This window comes from Pseudomonas sp. LBUM1643 (assembly GCF_059716215.1).
In genome coordinates this window covers 2615959-2637221 of sequence record NZ_CP166813.1, presented here as the reverse complement: position 1 = coordinate 2637221, position 21263 = coordinate 2615959, and the positions used below count along the sequence as shown (strand labels likewise).

Below are 21263 nucleotides of genomic sequence, written 5' to 3'. Positions count from 1 at the left end.
GCTGCAGCTGATCAAACGTTGGCGGCAGCCGCGGGTTTGGAGCGGAAGGTCACGCCGAACCGATTGAAAGCGTTCATCAGGCCGATCGCATACGTCAGGTCGGTCAGTTCCTTGTCACTGAATTCTTCGGCAGCGGCTTGATAGTCCTCATCGGGAACGCCGGTTTCAGCGACCCGGGTAACGGTTTCTGCCCAGCGAAGCGCGACCCGCTCGCGAGTGTTGAATACGGCACCGGCCTCGCGCCAGACGGGCACCAGAACAAGTTTTTCGACACCGACGCCGAGTTTGACCAGGTCACGTGAATGCATGTCGATGCAATAAGCGCAGCCGTTTATTTGCGACACTCGAAGGTAAACAAGATCGATCAGTTCGTGGGACAAACCGCTGTTTTGCACGCTGACATAAACGCTGCCAAAGGCTTTGTAGCCCTCAGGCGATGCTTTGGCGTAGTCGAGTCGATTGCTCATGATGAATCCTTGTGTGGGTGGGTTGAGGACTCCATCGTGAGGTGTCTTGGTCTGGTTGGTAAGGTCCATGAATGGCCTTGAGACATAGGCCATCATGGCCTGGTCATTCATACGATTCTTGGATCTTTGGTGTGGGTCATAGGCCTCTTAGACTGATTCCCTGTAAACACGCCAACCCACAGACAGGTGAATCATGAACATCTTGCAGATCACGTGCAGCCCTCGCGGGCAGGCTTCGGAAAGTTATCAGCTGTCGAAGAACATCATAGGATTGCTGATGAACGACCATCCCACTGCAACGCTTGTACACAGGGCGGTGGGTGGTGGTGAGTTGCCGCTTGTCGATGAGCCGTACGCGACTTCGCAGCAGTCCCACGCCGATACCTCCAGGCAAGGTTCCATCGCCCGATCGGACCTTCTGATTGAAGAACTGGACGCCGCCGACATCGTGGTGATTGCGACCCCCATGCACAACTTCACCGTCCCCGCGGCGTTGAAAGTCTGGATCGATCATATCGCCCGTGTTCGGCGCACATTCAATGTGGGCGCCCAAGGCAAAACCAGCCTGCTGCGCGATCGACCGGTGTTTGTTGCGGTGGCATCGGGCGGCCGGTTCAGTGGGGTCACGCCGCGTCAGCCAGACTTCCTGACACCCTATCTGAAGGCGGTACTGGGTATGATCGGACTGCATGACCTGATGTTCTTTTCCGTTGAAGGCACTGCGATGGGTCCCGAAGCGGTGGCACTGGCCCGGAGCAAGACAGAACAGGCGCTGCTCGCGTATTTTGAACGATAGGTACCCCCTGTCCTGGCGAGGCCGATGAGCACTTCAATGAACAGTTTTTCACCGCTGGATCCTTCCTCGACAGAACCGATTTACCGGCAAATCTACTGGCGATTTCGCGACGCGATCAATGACGGCGTGCTCACCCCCGGCGAACGGATCCCCGCTGCCCGGGCGCTGGCGAAGGAACTTGGTCTGGCGCGGGGCACCGTCGATACCGCGTATTCACTGTTGACCGCCGAGGGCTACATCCAGCCTCGTGGCCAGGCGGGCACGGTCGTGGCGCCGGGTATCAACGTCAGATCGCCGGCTCGCGCCACGGAGCAGGCCGTCCGTTCGGCGGGCGGCACCTCCATCAGGCACAAGGCGCCGGTGTTGCCGTTTCAGATGGCCCTGCCTGCACTGGATGAGTTCCCCAGGAAAATCTGGTCGCAAATCGGCGCACGCTGCGTGCGCGCCACGCAGGTCGCGGACATGGCCAATCCGTCCGTGTACGGGCTCGAATCATTGCGCACGGCCATCGCCACCTACCTGCAGGTCGCCCGTGGCATCACCTGCTCGCCGTCCCAGGTGTTCATTACCTCGGGATACCGAAACACCCTGGCGTTAATCAGCCACGCGTTGCTCGAACCGGGGGATCGCGTGCTGGTGGAAGACCCCGGCTACCTGCCTACCCGGCAGTTGCTGGAACATCTGCAGATGAAGGTTGTGCCGGTTCCGGTGGACCTGCACGGCATGCAGGTCTCCCAAGGTGTAAACGACTCGATGGGCGCACGCGCAGCGATCGTCACACCGGCTCACCAAAGCCCACTGTGCGTGTCGCTGTCCTTGCCACGGCGTCTGGAGTTGCTTGAATGGGCAGCCCGCGAACAGGCCTGGATTGTCGAGGACGATTACGACGGCGAGTACCGCTACATCAGTCGTCCACTTCCGGCGCTCAAGAGCCTGGATCGCGATGGTCGGGTGCTGTATTCCGGGACGTTCAGCAAGGTGCTGTTTCCCGGTATCCGCCTGGCTTATCTGGTGGTGCCGCCAGCGCAGGTCGAACGGTTCGAGGCGGTGAGTCAGGTGTTCCTGGGCGGTTGTCCGGAACTCACCCAGGCCATCGTCGCGACGTTTGTGACCGAGGGGCATTTTGCGCGACACATCCAGCGAATGCGAAAGCTGTATGGCGAGCGGCGGGAAGCGACCGCGAAGGGTCTCAAGAAAGCGCTGGGCGAGCATATTGGAATTGATGCGCAGCCGGGCGGCATGCACCTGATTTTACGATTGGCGCAGCAACAGTCCGATCGAGCGCTGGTCGAGCGGCTGCGACAGGCGGGAATCTATGCCGAGGCGCTGAGTGACTGGAGTATCCGTGGCAAAGGGGATGCTGCGTTGTTGCTGGGCTTTGCCAATATTGATTCGCAGGAAACGGCCGAGCGGCTGGGGACGCGGATTCTGGCACTGATGTAGGCGGTTCGCTCCTGCCGTTCGGGTCTGGTACATCGCGAAATAATGGCCGCTCCTGTTGGATCGCCGCAGCGTTCGCTGCGACCATGGCACAGTGGATTAGCCCGATCTTGGCCCTTCCGGCTCTCTCCTTCGAACTGCATCATGGCCATCGAACCGCATCATGGCCACCGACGCTCATCCGGAAACAATCCCATGCCCTCACCTCGCTTGCGCAGCATCGCTGTCTTCTCCGGTTCCAACTACGGTTTCAACCCCGCCTATATCGCAGGTGCCCAGGCGCTGGGCCGGGAAATGGCGAAGCGTGGCATACGCCTGGTCTATGGCGGTACAGACAAGGGTTTGATGGGTGTCCTGGCAGACACGGTGCTCGCAGAGGGAGGCGAAGTGGTCGGCATCATCACGCAACTGCTGTTCGACCTCGGCCACCTGCATGGCGAGCTGACCCGACATGAAGTGACACCGGACATGCGCAGCCGCAAGACACGCATGAGTGAATGCGCGGATGCATTCATCGCCTTGCCCGGCGGTTTGGGTACCTTCGAAGAGCTGTTTGAAGTGGCGACGCTGACCCAACTGGGTGAGCACCACAAAGGTGTGGCCTGCCTGAACATCGGCCATTTCTTCGACCCGGTTCGCAGCCTGCTTGACCATGCGGTGAGGGAAGGCTTCATGAAAACCGAACACAGCGACATGCTGATCTTCAACGCCGACCCCTGCGCGGTCCTTGATGCGCTTGAACAATGGCAAGCCCCGACCGTTACCAAATGGATCGCCGCGCGGCCTTCGATACACGCGTGATCACAACGATTTCGGGCCTTGGCGATGCAGCTCCCAACACTGTCGCCCGGGCCCTTTTTTTACGTCACTTCACGATTTCTACCAGCGCCGGGCCTTTCTTGACGATGTAGGTCGCCAGTTCCGATCCCGTATTCGCCCCCACATTCTTCGCCACATGCGCGACCCCGGCCGGGATGTACAGCGAATCACCGGTCTTTAGCGTCACGGGTGGCTGCCCTTCCAGTTGATACTCGAATGTACCGTCCAGAACGTAGGCCACTTCAACACCAGGATGGGCGTGTTTGGGCGATGTCACGCCCGGTTCAAAATCCACCCGTACCTGAATCACTTCACGTTCTGGAACGTCGAGGTCACGGTGCAGCAGGTCTGTGCGGTGCAGGCCGGTCTGCCAGCTTTTCGCCGCCGGCACGCTCTGGTCAACGCCGATGGCAGCCTCTTGAGCCTGGGCAAAACCGGTGAAAGCGACAAATGTTGCAACGGCAACGGCCAAGCCAAGCGAGCCAGCGGTTTTAGGGAAGTCGAATCGGAACATTGCGGTTCTCCAGTCAGTGCAGCCAGTCAGTGCACGATAAATGCCGCGGTTGCGGTGACCTCATTCAACGGCCTGCATGTATCGCGCACGTGTCAGGAGCGCTACGGAGTTGTATTCGAAGTTGGCTGCATGGGGGATTGATACGTGCTGATACACGCAGCCATGGCGAATCAGGAGCGCTCGGACATTTCCCGCCAGCGTCGCGCCTGGATCAGCAAGGCCGGCGCGAAATGCAGCAACACCATCCGCACCAGGTGATGAGAGAGGATGAACACCACGTTCAGCCCGCCACTGAACGCGACAATGGTGATGGTCTCGATAGCGCCCGGCATGTACGCCAGCCACGCCGTGAGCGGGTCGCTGCCGAGGACTTTCCCGGCCACGGCGGCGAACGCCGCAGCCACCAGCAACATCAATACCACGCCGATCAGTCCAGCCCTGCCGTGACGCACGAGATCCTTGAAGCTGATGTCCTGGAACTTCGAGCCGATCAACACGCCGAGCAGGACCGACGCGAAATCGACACTCCATTGCGGCATGTGGAACGTCTGCAGATAACCCACCTTGATGAACACACCGGTGAGGACGATGGCCGTCAGCATGAACGGTGCCGGAACGCCAAATCGCAACAACAGGCGACCCAACAAAAGGCACAGCACGATCAGTGACGCCAGTGTCAGTACGGTGCTCAAGACCCAAGGACTGCTTTCAGCAGCAGCCAGGCCAGGTGTGCCGGGAATGCAGAAGCTCACCAGCACCGTGATGGACAACAGCCGGACCAGATGCACCACGATCACCTTGCTGGACGCTCGCTCGGACTCCAGCAAATCAAACACCGCAGCCAGCGCACCCGGATAGACCGCCAGCAGCGAGTCTTTGACGTTCCAGCCAGTGACTTTGTACAGCCACAAACCGGCGATGCCGACCTGAACGACCAGGCACAGGAGTAACAGGCCAAGGCTGGGCAACAGCGACGCGACGGCCTGGTTGTCCCACGCCTGAAACATCAACCCGGTCGCAATCCCCAGGACGATTTGCACGAAGCCAAGGCTGAAGCGCAGCGTGGGAGAAAAACCCGACTGGCTGACGATGATCGCGGTTGAGAGTATCGAGCCCAGCAAGAGCCCATGGGGCACACCCACAGACTGCAGCGCGGTGCCGACCGCGATGGCCAACAGCAAACACAAAAGCGTTTTCATGAATCGTCCTTAATTCCAGCGTTGGCCTGCAATTTGGATCCAATCGATGTTCCTGCCCGCATTTTTCCCACTGAACAACCGGCAGCGTCAAGCAAAAACACCAGACAGTAACGCCCAAAACACATGTAGCAGCTGCCGAGGCACGAGGCTGCGTCAGGCTGCGAAGCGGCCCCCGAGGGCGGTCCTGCGGACACGCAACGCAGCCTCGTGCCTCGGCAGCTGCTACAGGGGAATTAACAGGATTCAGAATCGGGTGACACCTTCAATCGCCGTCATGAGCCAACATTTTGCAGACCACGTGATCGCGCTCTTTGTAGCAGCTGCCGAGGCACGAGGCTGCGTCGGGCTGCGCAGCGGCCCCCGAGGGCGGTCCTGCGGACACGCAACGCAGCCTCGTGCCTCGGCAGCTGCTACAGACTGAACGGTGTCAGTTCGGATCCAGCAACCCGCCACGCCAATGGCGCGACACCCGGCTGCCGGTGAACTTCGCCACGACCATGCCCTGGGACACCAATCGATCGCGATAGCGCGTCACCATTCGCCCCGCTTGCTCGGCCACCAACACCACCTCTGACGCCGGATCCCCGGGACGCCGCAGAATTCGGGCAAAACGCTGCCCTTCCTCGACAAAATCCCCCAGGTCTTTTTCAAAGATCAGCACTCCCGGTTGCGGGGCCAGGATGGTCTCCATCTGCCCCATTTCCATGGTTTCGACGGGCCAGTCACCCGGCGTCAGCGCCTCATCGATGACCCCGTAACTGCACAACCAGGCATAGAGCCCCTCGGCATCCTGTTCGGCAAACCGGTCGCTGACATCGCCCTGCCCGCGCAGCTCCAGCGTTGCCGCCATCTGCCGCTCGCTGACGCCCTTGCGCAGCCAGGGCGCAATGATGCTTTCCTCAAATGAGCCATCGCCGCCGTCGTCCCAGATAATCGCCACATCCATTTTCATCGCGACCGCCAGCTCACGGCCACGGGGCCAGAAACTGCGGTGCACGTAGAGGTACGGCAGCGCCTCGTCATCGGTGTGCAGGTCGAGCATCACGTCTGCACTGGAGGCCAGTTGCACCAGGCTTTTCTGCCATTCCTGGATATTCGTCGAAGGTGGATTCATCGCTGCGGACTGGTCGAACCCGCGGTTGAAGTTATGGCCGGTCGCCTCGTGGAATCGGCCCAGCAGACGTCCCTGACGAAACTGCCCGATACCCAGCGGATTGGCCTGGGGCACCACTGTCACCTGGCTCTTGAGCCGACCTTCGGCCTCGGCCACTTGCAGGCGTTGCATCAACAGGTGCAACACCAGCATCCCGGCGATCTCATCGGCATGCACCCCGGCTTGCAGGTGCACCTTGGGGCCACTGCCATCGCCCTCGAAACGCCAGGCACCCACCCGCAGCGGGTCGCCGTTGTTGCTACGAACGTTGAACGAAATATCCTGCGCCATCCGCGTGTCCTCCCGTCATGACCGTTAAAAACCCGTGCATCGCCGCTGGTGATTGAACAGACGTTCAACTAAGCTCGCGAACGAGTAACCGCACCCAAGGACGTCCCTGTGACCACTACCGCTCCGAAAAACCGTCGCGCCGAACCAGACGAGCGCCGCGAAATGCTGGTGGCTGCCACGCTGCGTTGCCTGGTCCGTGACGGGCATGCCGGTATCTCCGTGCGCCGCATCGCCACCGAGGCCGGCGTGTCCGTTGGCTTGCTCAACCATCATTTCGGCAGCATCGATGCGTTGATCGCCGACACCTATCAGAAGCTCGCGAGCGAACTGACCACGGCCCTGCTTCAGGAAATCGAGCAGGCCGACACGCCGGCCGCGAGGATGGACGCGTTCCTGACCGGTTCATTCGCGCCACGGGTCATGGACCCCGACTTGCTCGGCGCCTGGGTGGTGTTCTGGAGCCTGATTCGCCATTCCGAACACGTCAGCCAGTCTCACGAAAAAAGCTACCGCGCCTACCTCGACTTGCTCCGCCAGCTCCTGGATGACCTGGCCGCCAGCGAAGGCTTTGTGATTCACGACACGCACCTGGCCGCCATCGGCCTATCGGCGATGCTCGACGGACTCTGGATCGAGTGGTGCCTCAACCCCGAAACCTTCAGTCCCGCCAACGGGCTCCACATCTGTCGCTGCTGGATAAAGGGGTTGCGTCACGGAGCATTCAGCACCGACGACGTCCTGTGAGGCGTGACGCCCAAAGATCATCGCCAGGGTGCCGCTGACCGCGATCAGCCCGGCGCCGATCATCAGTGACACATCCATCACCGTGCCCCAGATCAGGCTCGACAACAGGAACGCCCAGATCAGCCCTGTGTACTCGAACGGCGCCAGCAACGTCGCCGTGGCCCGCCGGAAACTCGCAAACAACAGGTACTGACCGATACCGCCCACCAGGCCCGCCGCGAGCATCCCCAGCCACGCCGGGGTCGGCGACGGCGTGTGGGTCCAGGGCAGCGCCACGGTCATGCAGATCACAAACACCACGTTGGTGATGAGCATTTGCTCCAGCACCGACGTCTGGTCATCCACCTGCCGCAACTGGATGTAAGTGAAGGCCCAGCACATGGCTGCCAGCAGCGTCAGCACCACCGGCAATGGCTCGGCGATGTTGCTGGGGCGGCAGGCGATGATCACCCCGACAAATCCGACGATCAGGGTGAACCACTGCCAGCCGTTCGCGCGCTCCTTGAGGAACACCGCCGCCAACACCGTGACCATGATCGGCGCCGAGAAATACAGCGTGGTCATCTCCGCCAGCGACAGGTCCCGGGCCGCCGTGTAATACAGCACCCAGGCGATAATCGACAGCAAACCACGCTGCACCAGCAGGCGTCGGCTCGGCGAGCGCCAGGCTTTTTGCACCAGCCGCAAGCGCCCCGCCACCAGGCACACAAACACCACGAACAAGCTGCGCCAGAACAGGATGGTGACCACCGAATAATCGGCCACCAGCCACTTGATCACCGCGTCCTGCAACGCCAGAAACGCATAGCCCAAGGTGCACAGACCAATACCTTGCAACGACCGGTCGACCGTCCCTGGCGTGCTCATCACACGGACCTGCGCACTGGCGTTCCGCGACGCTCGAAGAAGGCGAACAGCGCCTCGATCAGGAACGTCAGGCAGACATACACACCGGCCACCAGCAGCAGCGGCTCGTAGACCTGCAGGGTTTGCGCACGCACCACGTTGGCCGCGCCCAGCAGGTCGATGATCGCAATGGTCGACGCCAGTGCCGTGGATTTGAGCAGCATCACGGTCTCCCCGGCGAGGGTCGGCAACAGCAACCGCATCGCCCGAGGCAAGCGTACCCGCAACAAAGCCTGGCGCTGGGTCATGCCGAAGGCCGACGCGGCTTCCATTTCACCCTTGGGCACTGCCAGCAACCCACCGCGGATCACCTCTCCGACATACGCGCCCACCGACAGCACCAGCGCGAAAACGATGTACCAGTAGCCGTCACGCAGGTACGGCCAGAAGAAGCTGCCACGGATCAGCGGAAACTGGGCAAACAGGCTGCCGAGTCCGTAGTAGAAAATGTAGATCTGGATCAGCAGCGGCGTGCCACGCAACACGCTGGTATAGAACAGGCTGGCCCTGGCGATCACTTTGTTCTTCGAGATCCGTGCCAGCGCCACCAGCACCGCCAACACGAAACCGAACACCATGGAGATCAGCAAAATGGTGATGGTCGTTTGCAGACCCCGACCCAACAGGGCCGCGTATTCAACTATCCACGCTGGAATCATTTCATTCACTCAGCCAAAGGCATCCAGCGACGGATGCGTCGTTCAAGTCGTCCGGACAGGTAATTGGACGCCAGCGTCACCACGTAATACATCGCCGCAGCCGTGAGGTAGAACAACAGGTAGTGACGGGTCGAACCCGCGCCTTGCTTGGCGGTGTACAGCAGTTCGTTGGTGCCGACCACGCTGATCAGGGCACTGTCCTTGATCAGGTTGATCCACAGGTTCGCCATCCCGGCCATTGCGTAGGGCGCCATGATCGGCAACGTGACGCGGCGGAACAGCCCGAAACCGCTGAGGCCAAACGCCCTCGCCGCTTCGATCTGGCCATAGGGAATGGCCTGGATGGCCGCCCGGAAAATCTCCGAAGCGTAAGCCCCCTGAACCAGCCCCAGCACCAGGATCGCGGCCAGTGGACCACTGACGTTGACCGCGTCGTAACCCATCTTGGCCATCAGTGAATTGAGGAGCATGGAGCCGACGTAGTACAGCAACAGAATCAGCAGCAACTCGGGAATCGCACGGAACAATGTGGTGTAGCCGCGCATCAGCGCCGCGATCGGTTTGGGTGCGCCCAATTTGAGGCAGGCCACTACCAGGCCGATGAACAGCCCGACGACAAATGCCCCTGCGGAGATCTGCAGGGTCATCAACAGTCCCTTCAGTAGCGCACCACCCCATCCTTGTTCGGTGAAATTGATCAAAGCGAACATTTCCGGCATTTCGGTCTCCCAGTTTCGCAATCAACAACCTGCCTGAATCCCAGTGTGTGAGAGCCTGTGTGGCGAGGGGATTTATCCCCTCACCACACAGGCACGCTCCCACCTGGAACTGTGATCATCTAGAAAGCAGGTTTCACGCTGGTGCCGAAGTAGCTCTGGGAGAGGTCGTCGTAGTCCTTGCTCGCCAACAGGGCGGTGATCGCCTTGTCCAGTCGGGCCTTGAGATCGGTGTCGTCCTTGCGCAGACCGGCACCGACACCTTTGCCGAAGATCGGGTCATAGGGCACTGTGCCGAGGAACTCGAGGTTGTTGGCGTCCGGGGTCTTGACGAACTCGGTCATGGCCGTGCCGTCCGCCATCATCAGGTCGATGCGACCGGCGATCAGGTCCGCGTTGGCCGAATCCTGGGTGTCGTAGTACTTCACGTCGGCGATTTTTTCGTAGTAGGCCTTCAGGTAGCTGGCGCTGACCGTGGAGTTCTGCACGCCGATGATCTTGCCCTTCAAATCATCCGGGTACTTGCTCACCTTGGCGCCCTTGGGCCCCACAATCGCGATGAGCGAATCGTAGTAAGCCTTGCTGAAGGCGATCTGTTTTTCGCGCTCTGCAGTCACGGACATCGAGGAGAAAATCACGTCGATTTTCTTCGCCAGCAACGACGGAATGATCCCGTCCCATGCTACTTCCTTGATCTCGCATTCGGCTTTCATTTCGGTGCAGAGCTTGTGGATCAGGTCGACTTCAAAGCCTTTCCATTCACCGTTGGCCTGCTTCTCGGTGTACGGCGGATAGGGTTCAGCCGCCACCGCGAACCTGATCGGCGCAGCTTGAGCGCTGCTGATGCCGGCTAGCAGCACGCATGCCACGCCCGTCATCCAGTTTGCCAAACGTCGATTTCCCATGATTTTTTCCCGTCTTTTTATGTATTAGCGAGTTTGATGAGCGTTGACGAATTGTCGGCAGCGCTCGCTGCGTGGGTGTACGAACACTTCGTCCGGCGAACCGGTTTCCTCGATCAACCCTTGATGCAAAAAGGCGACTTTGGAGGAGACATCACGTGCGAAGGCCATCTCATGAGTGACCAGGATCATGGTCCGGCCTTCTTCGGCGAGGGAGCGAATCACCCGTAGCACTTCGCCGACCAGTTCCGGGTCGAGTGCCGAGGTGGGTTCATCGAACAGCATGACTTTGGGGCGCATGGCCAGGGCCCGGGCAATGGCGACGCGTTGTTGCTGCCCCCCGGAGAGAAACGCCGGGTACTCGTTGCGTTTGGCCGCAAGCCCTACGCGTTCGAGCAAGGCTTCGGCGCGCTCGGTCGCCTCCGCCCGGCTTTCACGCAAGACCTGGGTCGGCGCTTCGATGAGGTTTTCCAGCACCGTGCGATGGGGCCAGAGGTTGAAGTTCTGGAACACCATGCCCAGGCTCGAGCGAATCCGCACCAGCTGCTTGGCGTCGGAAACCAAGGGCGCGCCAGGCCGATTCTGGTTCAGGTGAATGCTTTCACCGTCCACCAGAATGCGTCCCTGGTCCGGTATTTCGAGCATGTTGATGCAACGCAGCAAGGTACTTTTGCCCGAGCCGCTGGCACCAATCAGGGAGATCACCTCACCCTCGCGCGCCGTCAACGAGACACCTTTGAGCACCTCGATATTGCCGAAGCGTTTGTGCAGGCGATCGACTTCGATCATGGTTTTGCACGAGGCCGGTTCGATAGTCGCTTCACAAGTCACGCGGGAGATCACGGGCCGAGGCGCTTCGCCGTTCAGCACCAGGACAAACTTGCGAATCCGCTGACAGGCCTGGGCCAGTCGCTCTTCACCGAGGGTAAACGAGAGCCGCACGAAGCCTTGAGCCGGTTCACCGAACGCCGCCGCATCCAGCACCGAAACATGCGCTTCGCGCAGCAGGCGCCAGGCGAATTCAAGCGACGTCAGGCCGGTGTTGCGCACGTCTATCAGCACGAACATGCCAGCGTCGGGTTTGAGCACCGAAATACCCGGACAGTCCGCCAGGCTGTTCACCACCAGATCGCGACGACGGCGATAGATGTCACGCATGCCGTGGGTGACGTCGGCATGGGCCTGCACCGCCTTGAGTGCCGCCTCCATGACAAACCCCGGCAGGCCATAAAGCATGCTCAGCACCAGGTTTTCGACATGGGCCACCAGGGTTTCATTGGCGACGATCCAGCCGATGCGCCAGCCGGTCATGGCGTGGGATTTCGACAGGCTGCCGATCACCACGCAACGCTCGGCCATGCCTGGCAACGCCGCCAGGCTCAAGTGCTCGCGCTCGAACGCCAGGCTTTCATAGACCTCATCCACCACCACCCAGAGGTCATGGACAATGGCCAGTTCGGCAATGGCTTGCAGCTCTTCGCGGTTGAGCACAACGCCGGTGGGGTTATTGGGGTTGGAGAGGAAGATCGCCTTGGTGCGCGGGGTGATGGCCTTGGCCAGCACCGCGGCGTCGAGCCGGAAACCGGAATCCGCCGTACACGGGACGCGCACCAGTGTCGCGCCGGAAGCTTTGAGCGTGGCCTCGTAGGTGACGTACATCGGGTCGAGGGCGATCACTTCATCGCCACTCGTCAGCAAGCACAGCGAGGCGGCGAACAGTGCGTTCTGCGCCCCCGCCGTCAGGATGACGTCAGGCGCTTGTACTTCGCGGTGGAGCAAAGTGGTGTAGCGGGCGGCGATGGCTTCGCGCAAGGCCAGGCGGCCTGCGATTTCGGTGTAGTGGGTGTCGCCCTCGCGCAGGGCGTGAATGGCGGCGTCGGTGATGAAATCAGGGGTGGGGAAATCCGGGTCGCCGACGCTGAGGATGATCACATCCTCGCCACGGCGCTGGGCTTCGTACGCCGCGTAGTGGATATCCCAAGCGGCAACGCCGTCGCCTGTAATCCGTTCAACAAAGGGTGAAAACCGCATGCAAGTGCCTCGTTCAAAATGAAGAAACGCAAGCCCGCGCTACCAGCCGGGGAAGTGGGAACCAACATAGTCGAAGCTGAACAGTCGTTCAACAGAAAAGTCACAGTGGTTCGCGTTCAGCGCAAACAGGTCGTTTTTACGACAGTCATGCCGTTTATCGGTCAGGTGGGATTTTTGATTGAGAGGGTGCGGTTAGTGCTGTTGTGGCAGTTGGCATGGGCTGATTTTTGCTGTGTTTGTGAAGGCCCCATCGCGAGCAGGCTCACTCCTACAGGGGACCCTGTTGTACACAAAATGTGTATTCACCGAGGATCACTGTGGGAGCGAGCCTGCTCGCGATGAGGCCCTCGAATCCAAGGCACATTTATCGTGGCCGACGAACCACCCTCACCTTCGCACTGCCTCCGCCGCCACAGAAAAATCGCTCGCCTCCATCCGACTCAAGCCCCGACACGCCGACGCCATCCGGCAGCCTGGCGCTCTCCAGGACCTCACCCGTCGTGGCGTCAATATGGCGTAACTCGCTTTCATCGCCCTCCCACGTCCCATGCCAAAGCTGCCCTTCGACCCAGGTCACGCCGGTGACGAAACGGTTCGATTCCAGCGTTCGCAAGATGGCCCCGCTCTCCGGATCAATCCGGTGAATCTTGCGCTCACGGTATTCACCGACCCACAGCGAACCTTCAGCCCAGGTCAGCCCAGAGTCGTTGCCACCGCCCGGCGCCGGGATGGTGTTGAGCACCCGACCGGTGTGCGGGTCAATCTTCTGGATGCGATCTTCGGCGAGCTGATACAGGTGCTCACCGTCGAAGGCCGTACCGGCGTGCGCGGCGACGTCAATCGAGCGCACGGTCTGGCCGTTCGCAGGGTCGAGCGCGGTGAGTTTTTCACCGACGGCAAACCAGACATGCTGACCGTCCCAGGTCACGCCGTGCACCTTGTCGACGCCTGGAAACGGTCCATATTCACGAAGAATTTCAGCGGTTGAATGTTTCATTTTCGGATCCTCTTCACGGGTTGGTGACGTTCATCCTAATCACCGGGAAGTGGTGCCGGGAGTAACAAGGTCGTCGCGAAACCCGGCACCGGCGGCGTCATCCAGCGACGGGCGCGACCATGACCGAACGACTGCACCTTGCCTGCCGCCGACAGCTTGTCGAGCGTGCGCTGCACCGTGCGCTGACTGGCGCCAAGCGCCAGTGCCAGGGCTGAACTGGACCAGGACTCACCGTCCGCGAGGCAGGCGAACACTGACGCGTACTTCTCTTCAACGGGCGGCGCGAGCAGGACTGCCTCAGATGAAACCAGCGGCACCAGCACAAATCCGCGTTTAGTCGCGCTCACCCCGGCCAGGGGCTTGAGTGCAACACGCAGGCGTCCGATTTCAACGCGCAATCGTGCGCGGTGGGATTCATCGGCAAGCTTCAATCGGAAGGCCCGGGCAATCAGCACTTCTCTGGACACATCGCCAGGCCAGGCTTCGGCCAGTACCCGAACCAGGGAAAACAACACCGCGCGCGTGGCCAGGGACACTGACATGCCGACACCGCGCACAATCGATCGACAGGCATCCACGACCAGCACGGTCGAACCGAGCAAGGCCTCCACTTCATCCAGCAGGATCGGCCGTTCCGCTCCCCGGACGATCAGCAGCGCAACAGGGGTGTCGAGCACGAGCGCGGCGTTTTCCACTTCGGCTGTCAGTGCCGTAATGCCCGCCTCCTGCGCCGCATTGGCGGCCCGTGCGAGCGCCGCACGCGCCTTGTCGGTTTGCAGTCGCCGGATCGCAATGCCTGCAACGACCAGTTCATGGGCAGTCCTCAAGGCGGGAGGCAATGGCGCCGGGTCGAGGTCTGCGAGTAATCCCTGGGCGTCATCGAGCCGTCCGACCAGCAACAAACGCCGAATCTGCAGATACCGAGCATGGGCTGCGTTGATCCGGTCACCCTGAGCCTCCAGCACGACCCGCGCCGCTTCCAGTGCCTTGGTCGGCCACCCCAGGTCCCGGGAGGCCAGGGCGATTTCGGCCTCGGCAACCAGACAGCGCGCACGGGCCAACGCTTCCTTCGGCCCGAACGCCCGCGCGGCACGGCGCACTAACTCCCTGGCCCGAACCAGATCACCCAGCTGCGCCATCGCGATGCCCCGCAGCGCGAGCGCCGGAGCATCCTCACGCAGGGCAATCCGGTCCAGCGCACCGAGCGGATCGCCCGCGGCCAGCGCACGTGCCGCCGCCCTGATCAACGAATCCATCTGTATCGCGCCATGCTTGTCACCTCTTCGGTTCGTTCCTGATGGTGAGTCTAGTCAGGACCGAGAGCTTCCAGTCAAGACTGGGTTCTTGAGTGAGTTCTTGTGTGAATGAGTGGATGAGTGGATGAGTGAGTGAGAACCCTGTGGCGAGCGAGCTTGCTCGCGCTTGAGTGCGCAGCACTCACCAAAAATCATTTAATTGTTCATCAGATTTTTGGGGCTGCTACACAGCCCAGCGCGAGTAAACTCGCTCGCCACGGGACTTGCTTGTCTTAAGGTTTATCCCTTCACTCGGCGATCTGTGCTTGGCCTTTAGTGACCAACCGCAGATTGATCAACGCCACCCTTCGCCCGTCCGGCGACAAACGCTCCTCTACCGCAAACGGTTCGAACCCGAGCTTGGGGTAAAGCAACAGGCCGGCCGTATTTTCGTTAAAGCACGAAAGCTCTACGTCACGAGCCCGATGCCGTTCGAACGCAATCGCGATCATCGTCTCCACCAGATACCTGGCAACCCCCTTGCCCCGGGCCTTCGGTGACACGATCACGTTGCCAATGGCACAACGACCGTCTTGTTCAAACGTATAGAAATTCGCAAAGCCTACGACACAGCCATCCGCCTCAACCACGGTCGAATCGCTGCGTTGAGCGATGGACGTCTGCAACTGTTCCTCCGTCAGCGGGTACTGCGCCTTGGGGAACATGAAGAACAACTCTTGTGGCGTTTGAGGAAAGCTGCAAATCGTCAGGACATCGTCAGTGCTGACGGGGCGGTGGGTTAACAGCATGATTTGGCTCCATCCAAATGTAGGTGCCACAGCTTAGGGCTCGCGGGTAATAGTTAAAAGTGCGGCCCGACTTTCTCCCGCCGCAGGCCCGCGAACACTCAACAGACCGAGCGTTAGCTCGCCTGCAAGCTTTTGATCTTGATCTGGCTTTTGATCCACCCGCCCCGTCGGGAGGCCGTACCCCTGCAAAAAAATGGTCGGCTGTCAGGCCGCCATCGCGAGCAAGCTTTGCTCCCACAGTTAAGTTCGGCGCCCCGACCAGCCAGCTCCCACACAGAATTGGAGTACTACCGCGTCCCCCGCCGACGCATTGCATCCGGCGAAAAATCATCGTCATTGGGAATCGGCTGATTAAACGCCACCGTACTGGTCTCCTCGTTATCCAGATTCTGCACGTGATAACGCCGCGCCTGGAGATCATGGAACACATCCAGCGCCGACCAGGTCGTCGGCAAATCATAGAAATTCTTCAGATAAGCCATCGACACCCGCCACAATTCCCCTCGGCCATCGTATTGATCGACCAGCGCCGCGCCCCAGCTGTCCTCGTCCAAAAACAGCACCCGCTTGGCATAGATATGTCGCGCGCCCGCCTTGAGCGTCCCCTCCACCACCCACACCCGATGCAGTTCATAGCGGGTGTACGCCGGGTTGAGATGACCCACCGCCAGCAAGTCCTTGTACTTCACCTCAGGGCTGGTGATCTTGTAATTGTTGTAAGGAATGTAGAGCTCTTTTTTACCGACCAGCTTCCAGTCGTAACGGTCCGGTGCTCCGTTGAACATGTCCGTATCATCCGCCGTACGCAGGCCATCGGCGGCGGCGATCGGCGTGTCATACGCCAGGCTCGGTGCGCGACGCACGCGCCGCTGGCCAGCGTTGTAAGCCCAGGCCTGACGCGGGGAGGCGACCTGATCGAGCGTTTCATGAACCAGCGCGGCCCCGCCGGCCAGCCGTGCGGGACTGGTGGTAAAGCTCATGAAGTAAAACAGGATGTTCTTCAGGTCCGCGAAATTGCCGTTGGGCAGGTAGTACTTGAACAAGGCTTCCTGCTGCGACGTCACCAGCGAATAAGCGCCATTGCGTTGCACCGCCACCTCGGAGGCACGGCGCACGATGTAGTTGCCACGATACCGGGCGATGTGGTTCCACAACACCTCGACCCCGTTCTGCGGGATCGGGAACGGAACACCACCATAGGCATCAACAAAGCCGTTACCGCCCTCTACCAACTTCGCGGACAGGGCGTTTTTCGCAGTGTTGTCATACAGCCATTTCGGTGCCGAGGCAGACCGGCGGGTCGGATAGACCGGCATCTGGAACGTGTCGGGATAGGTCTTGAACAGCGCCAGTTCACCCGGCGACAAATTGTCCTTGTACTGCTCGACATTGGCTTTGGTGATGGTGAACAGCGGTTTGTCGCCGGCGTACGGATCGAGGTGGTGCTGGCCCGGCGTGTACCCGGCGGGCGCTTGGGTGATACCGCCCGTCCAGGGCGGAATCGTGCCCGCCGCGTTGCCGGCCTTTTCCGCGCCCATGGGTGTCAGGCTCGATTGCAGTTTGGCCGCTTCCGGCGCCGAAACGCCGGCCATGGCCACTGCGCTGGTGACTGACAATGTGATCGCCAGCGCGATCAACGAATGCATCTTCATCATCCTGAATCTCCTTGAACCCTGCCCTGCAAACATGCAGGGCTTTTTTACTGTTAGAGGGAGTACTTGATGTTCAACCCGACGTTGTCGCGATCGCGCCCGGCGTTGTTTTTACCGGCGCCATAGAAGTTGGTGTATTGCACCTCGGCTTCCAGGCTGTTCAGGTAGTTGGCCTTGAGCCCCAGGGTGTAGGCCTTGCGCCCTTCGATGAAGTTACCGGTCTGACTGGAGTTGCCTTCGAAGTCGTCCTTGTAGACGGCATAGGGCGACAGGTTGATGCCGGCAAACACATCGTTCCACGTACCGCTGAGGACCAGCGTGTAGCCATAGGCGTTGCGGTTGATCTGATCGTCGCGGTCGTAGCCCGAGGCATAGGCGCCATTGGGTCGGCCGGAGTAGTAACGGACGCTGCCGTCATAGGCACGGTATTGCAGGCTGCTGCCGCGAACCTGCTCGCTGGCCAGTTCGACGATGCCAAACAGCGAGTCGAAGCTCAGCTTTGGCCCGAAGTTGTACAGCGAACCGATGGACGTGTTGAACGCCTCGACCCGCTCACAATTGTGGATCTGGTCCCTGATCCCCACGCGCTTGCCACCGATGTCTACCTGCGCGCCAGCGGTCATGGGGGCCGCCTGCGCCAGCATGTCGCCGAGCAAGTCGTTGGTGGTCGCGACGCCGATCGGCAGGTTGGGACGGTATGCCAGCTCACCGAACACCGAGGCATCGCCCACGGTGGTGTTGAAACTCAAACCGTACATGCGAATGTCTTCAACGTACTCGCGTCGGGTCGTGACCTGGTTGGCCAGGTCCACCGCTGCCGCGCCATTGACCAGCCCCAGCAACTGTTGCGCGGCAGCACTGCTCGGTGCTGCTGCGCGCAGGTCGGCGTAGCTTGCAAAGCCGCCAAGACCGGCCAACTGGTCGATGTTCAGCCCGGCATAGGCCTGATCGACATCGGCATAGATCGCCGGTTCTTTGGCGTGATAGTTGACGAAGTAGAACGCGAACTCGGTGGAGTTCAGTTGCTCGGCCATGTAGCGGAACGCGGCGCCGAACTGGCCATCGTTTTTGGCGTTGATGTCACTGCCGACGTTAGCGACCTTGAACATGCCGCTCGAGTCCAGGTATTGCGTGCCCTGCAAGCCGCCGACGTGGGCCGTGCTGAGCTGCGGATACAGGCTCTGGAACGTCGGGCTGGCGAGTGCGCCCACGCGGGTATACGAGGTGTTGCCACCGTCGGCAAACAGGTCGGTTTCCGAGAAAAAAGTCCCCACCGGATCGATCCGGCTTTCCTTCCAGTTCCATTGGTAAAAGGCGTCCATCGACAGGTTGTCACTCAAGCCAATATTGAAACTGGCCGCCTCCACCGGCATCAGGACCTCCTTGAGCTCCGAACCCGGCAAACGAAACTTCGCCCCATCCACCGGGTTGGTGGTGTTGACGCCGCCGCGATAGAACAGCCCCTCTCCCCAGTTAAAGACCTGGCGCCCCAGTCGCGCTGACAACGGCGTGTCACCCACATCCCAGTTACCGTAGACATAGGCGTCGAGAATTTCCGCCCGATGCCCCGCGCTGTCCCGGGTCTGCTCGGTGAAGCGGTTGTTGTAGGGATAGGTCTGGCTCGGCTGCGGCGGTGTGTTGTTGTCGTAGTAGTCGTTGCGTTTGTCCATGATCTGCGTGTCGTAAAACGCCGTGCCACGGGCGAACACACCATAGTTTTCATAGGTCGCCCCCAGTTCGGAGGTAATTTTGTAGACCTCGGAAACCAGGCCCGGATTGAAGTTGCGATTGCCGTCGTTGCTGTTGACGTCGTTGTTGGATTTGTCCTGGCCTTGAACCCGCCACAACGTGCCATAGGACACCGTGGTATCGAGCGAACCGGAAATCCGGCTGTCCGCCAGATTGAATTCGACTGCATGGGCTTGAGCGGCCAGAAACAAAGGCAACAGGCTGGCCAGGGCGAACCCGGCGTCACCGGGCATACGGTGCACACGCGGCGTGGAGGAAAGGATCTCCATACGGACTTACTCCATGGTCTGAATCTTATTGTTGTTGTGGTCGGGCGCAGCGCGCCGTCGGGGTGAATCGGTGGATCAAACAGTCGGATATAACGTGCGTCGAGGCGCCGGCCAGCGACCGTGGAGCCCTGCCCTGATCCAGCAAAAAACCGCGATCGCAAGGCCCAGGTGATACAGGTCGACCCGTGGAATACCCAGCCAGCTCCCCGGCCCGGCCACCCACAAACCGCTCACCACGAACAACGCACAACCGATCAGCGCCAGTGGCCAGCGCTGCGATCGGCCACGCCAGCCAATCACCAGCAATGCCAGCAGATTGGCGGCCAACACCAGGGCGTCGGGCACTGTCCAAAGCAATGCGGCAATCGCCACCACCATGGCGTTCCCCCGCCTTCCGGACAGCGCGCCGACTGCGATCAACAGCAGGCTCCAGTGCGATGAACATTGCACCGCCCATTGATGCCAGGACTGCGCCTGACTGACCCCGGCGTATTCCAGCGCCCCGGTCAACGCACCGAGGGCCATCAACACGAAACCGCACACTCGCCATCCTTCGCTTTGCATCATTGCCCGCAAGGCTGCCCACAGGCAGACGCTGGCGAGTATCAGCTCACCCAGAACATGCAAAATCATGCTCACACCTCCAGCGCGACGGTGGGTCTGCCGGATCGCATCAACAGCAATGCCAGGAGTGCTGCAGTGATGCCGGTGATCATCAACAACTGATCCAGTGGCAACCCGAGCGCGAAGTGCCCGAGTGCCATCGGCACCGGCAACGAACTCAGCCAGACCCATTGCGCGCGGCTCTGTCCCGGATGGTTTTCCAGGCTTCGGCCCAATACCCACAGCGATACCAATAGCCACGCCGCACCCAGCACCCGCCAGAGCAGCGGCAACTCAAAAGCGAAGCCGATAAACAGCAACCCGAGTACGAACAGCAGCATCACCTGCGCCAGGCAATAAACGGCCGTTGCGCGATTCAGGTTTGGGCGGTAAAGGCGGAACCGGCTCAGGTCATGCGCGGGCTTCGGGTCGAGCGCGTGGGCAGCGGCAGGACGCCAGCCAGGCGGTGACACCCAGAGTTGCAGGCGCTCTTTCCAGGTAGTGGCCAGACGAAAATCGGCGAGCAGGTCGGCATATTTATGCAGGTTCGCCTTGAGCGGATCACAACTGTTGAGCTGCCCGTGAATGCCGTAAATGATCGGCTCCTGGTTGCCCGGACGCTCAGCGGCGAAGGTCTTGAACAGGTGATCCCAAAGCATCAGGATCGCGCCGTAGTTACGGTCCACGCAATACGCGTTCTGGCCGTGGTGCACGCGATGATTGGACGGTGACGCGAACCAGCGATCAAACCAGCCAAGGCTGCCGATGTGCCGCGTGTGAATCCAGAATTGGTAGGCCAGGCTCACCGCGCCGCTGATCACGAACACCGTCGGTGGGACGCCGATAACCGCTAGCGGCCAAAAGAACAGCCAGGTGGTCAGAAACCCCGTGCTCGATTGGCGCAGGGCCGTGGCGTAGTTGTATTCCTCGCTGGAGTGATGCACCACGTGCGAGGCCCACATCAGGTTGGTTTCATGGCCCATGCGGTGGGTCCAGTAGTAGCAGAAGTCATACCCCACCAGCCCGATCACCCAGACCCACCAGTGTTGGGCCGACAGCTCGAACAGCGACAGGTACTGATAGGCCAGCACGTATACGCCGATGTTGATGGCTTTGACGAACACGTTCATCACCTGGCCGCTCAAGCCCAGGGACAGACTGCTCAGGGTATCGCTGAGGGAAAAGGTTTGCTGGCGTCGCACCCAGCCAAACAAAAGTTCCAGCAACAACAGGACGAGGAAGAACGGTACGGCGTAGACGATGGGATTGGGCATGCAGAGGCCTCCTTTTTATTCTCTGCGCACACTAGCGT

19 protein-coding genes and 1 pseudogene are annotated in these 21263 nt (G+C 60.6%); 4 read left to right on the top strand and 16 right to left on the bottom strand.

Annotated features, from left to right (window positions below; translation table 11 throughout):
• Window positions 1–11: 11 nt before the first annotated feature.
• Window positions 12–467, bottom strand: coding sequence for a carboxymuconolactone decarboxylase family protein (locus ACA063_RS11910; protein ID WP_497666022.1), 456 nt, complete (start codon window positions 465–467; stop codon window positions 12–14).
• A gap of 193 nt (window positions 468–660) precedes the next feature.
• Between ACA063_RS11910 and ACA063_RS11905 the strand changes: the two genes are divergently transcribed.
• The 3 genes from ACA063_RS11905 to ACA063_RS11895 all read left to right on the top strand — a co-directional run bounded on the left by ACA063_RS11905 (window position 661) and on the right by ACA063_RS11895 (window position 3504).
• Entirely contained in the window at window positions 661–1263 is a 603-nt protein-coding gene (locus ACA063_RS11905; RefSeq protein WP_497666021.1) for an FMN-dependent NADH-azoreductase, read from the top strand.
• A gap of 24 nt (window positions 1264–1287) precedes the next feature.
• The gene (gene pdxR, locus ACA063_RS11900; protein WP_497666020.1) at window positions 1288–2706 is read left to right on the top strand and encodes a MocR-like pyridoxine biosynthesis transcription factor PdxR; all 1419 of its coding nucleotides are present in this window, start codon (window positions 1288–1290) and stop codon (window positions 2704–2706) included.
• 192 nt (window positions 2707–2898) lie between these two features.
• Complete coding sequence (locus tag ACA063_RS11895; protein ID WP_497666019.1) at window positions 2899–3504, top strand: LOG family protein; 606 nt, start codon at window positions 2899–2901, stop codon at window positions 3502–3504.
• A gap of 64 nt (window positions 3505–3568) precedes the next feature.
• Here the strand turns inward: ACA063_RS11895 and ACA063_RS11890 are convergent, their stop codons facing one another.
• From ACA063_RS11890 to ACA063_RS11880, 3 genes are all read right to left on the bottom strand, one after another.
• Window positions 3569–4036 carry a cupin domain-containing protein gene (locus tag ACA063_RS11890; RefSeq protein WP_497666018.1) on the bottom strand — a complete coding sequence of 156 codons (468 nt, stop codon included), beginning with the start codon at window positions 4034–4036 and terminating at the stop codon, window positions 3569–3571.
• A gap of 170 nt (window positions 4037–4206) precedes the next feature.
• Window positions 4207–5235, bottom strand: a complete 1029-nt coding sequence (locus tag ACA063_RS11885; protein WP_497666017.1) for an AbrB family transcriptional regulator — start codon at window positions 5233–5235, stop codon at window positions 4207–4209.
• Window positions 5236–5662: 427 nt separating this feature from the next.
• On the bottom strand, window positions 5663–6679 hold the full coding sequence (locus ACA063_RS11880) for a M14 family metallopeptidase (protein ID WP_497666016.1): 1017 nt from the start codon (window positions 6677–6679) through the stop codon (window positions 5663–5665).
• A gap of 162 nt (window positions 6680–6841) precedes the next feature.
• Between ACA063_RS11880 and ACA063_RS11875 the strand changes: the two are divergent.
• A pseudogene (locus ACA063_RS11875) lies at window positions 6842–7327 on the top strand (TetR family transcriptional regulator C-terminal domain-containing protein); the annotation flags it as partial.
• On the opposite strand, the gene ACA063_RS11870 reads toward ACA063_RS11875, so the two are convergent.
• From ACA063_RS11870 to ACA063_RS11815, 12 genes are all read right to left on the bottom strand, one after another.
• On the bottom strand, window positions 7283–8290 hold the full coding sequence (locus ACA063_RS11870) for a DMT family transporter (RefSeq protein WP_497666015.1): 1008 nt from the start codon (window positions 8288–8290) through the stop codon (window positions 7283–7285). The pseudogene ACA063_RS11875 and the gene ACA063_RS11870 sit on opposite strands and share 45 nt — an antisense overlap.
• The gene (locus ACA063_RS11865) at window positions 8290–8988 is read right to left on the bottom strand and encodes an ABC transporter permease (protein ID WP_162440710.1); all 699 of its coding nucleotides are present in this window, start codon (window positions 8986–8988) and stop codon (window positions 8290–8292) included. Before ACA063_RS11865 ends, ACA063_RS11870 begins: the two co-directional genes overlap by 1 nt.
• Before the next feature lie 5 nt (window positions 8989–8993).
• Window positions 8994–9707, bottom strand: a complete 714-nt coding sequence (locus ACA063_RS11860; RefSeq protein ID WP_162440711.1) for an ABC transporter permease — start codon at window positions 9705–9707, stop codon at window positions 8994–8996.
• 119 nt (window positions 9708–9826) lie between these two features.
• A complete protein-coding gene (locus ACA063_RS11855; protein ID WP_497666014.1) occupies window positions 9827–10609 on the bottom strand; it encodes a transporter substrate-binding domain-containing protein in 783 nt (260 codons plus the stop codon).
• Window positions 10610–10633: 24 nt separating this feature from the next.
• Window positions 10634–12637, bottom strand: a complete 2004-nt coding sequence (locus ACA063_RS11850) for an aminotransferase class I/II-fold pyridoxal phosphate-dependent enzyme (protein ID WP_497666013.1) — start codon at window positions 12635–12637, stop codon at window positions 10634–10636.
• Window positions 12638–13001: 364 nt separating this feature from the next.
• Complete coding sequence (locus tag ACA063_RS11845; protein WP_497666012.1) at window positions 13002–13634, bottom strand: Vgb family protein; 633 nt, start codon at window positions 13632–13634, stop codon at window positions 13002–13004.
• Between the two features lie 35 nt (window positions 13635–13669).
• Window positions 13670–14890, bottom strand: coding sequence for a helix-turn-helix domain-containing protein (locus ACA063_RS11840; RefSeq protein WP_497666011.1), 1221 nt, complete (start codon window positions 14888–14890; stop codon window positions 13670–13672).
• Window positions 14891–15177: 287 nt separating this feature from the next.
• Window positions 15178–15678, bottom strand: a complete 501-nt coding sequence (locus ACA063_RS11835; RefSeq protein WP_497666010.1) for a GNAT family N-acetyltransferase — start codon at window positions 15676–15678, stop codon at window positions 15178–15180.
• Between the two features lie 287 nt (window positions 15679–15965).
• Window positions 15966–17333: a DUF1329 domain-containing protein gene (locus ACA063_RS11830; protein ID WP_497666009.1), complete on the bottom strand. Its 1368-nt coding sequence runs from the start codon at window positions 17331–17333 to the stop codon at window positions 15966–15968.
• A gap of 50 nt (window positions 17334–17383) precedes the next feature.
• Window positions 17384–19348 (bottom strand): DUF1302 domain-containing protein, encoded by a 1965-nt coding sequence (locus ACA063_RS11825; RefSeq protein WP_497666008.1) that lies wholly within the window; start codon window positions 19346–19348, stop codon window positions 17384–17386.
• A 75-nt stretch (window positions 19349–19423) separates the two neighbouring features.
• Complete coding sequence (locus tag ACA063_RS11820) at window positions 19424–19981, bottom strand: hypothetical protein (protein ID WP_497666007.1); 558 nt, start codon at window positions 19979–19981, stop codon at window positions 19424–19426.
• Window positions 19982–19983: 2 nt separating this feature from the next.
• Window positions 19984–21225 carry a sterol desaturase family protein gene (locus tag ACA063_RS11815; RefSeq protein WP_497666006.1) on the bottom strand — a complete coding sequence of 414 codons (1242 nt, stop codon included), beginning with the start codon at window positions 21223–21225 and terminating at the stop codon, window positions 19984–19986.
• Between the last annotated feature and the right edge of the window lie 38 nt (window positions 21226–21263).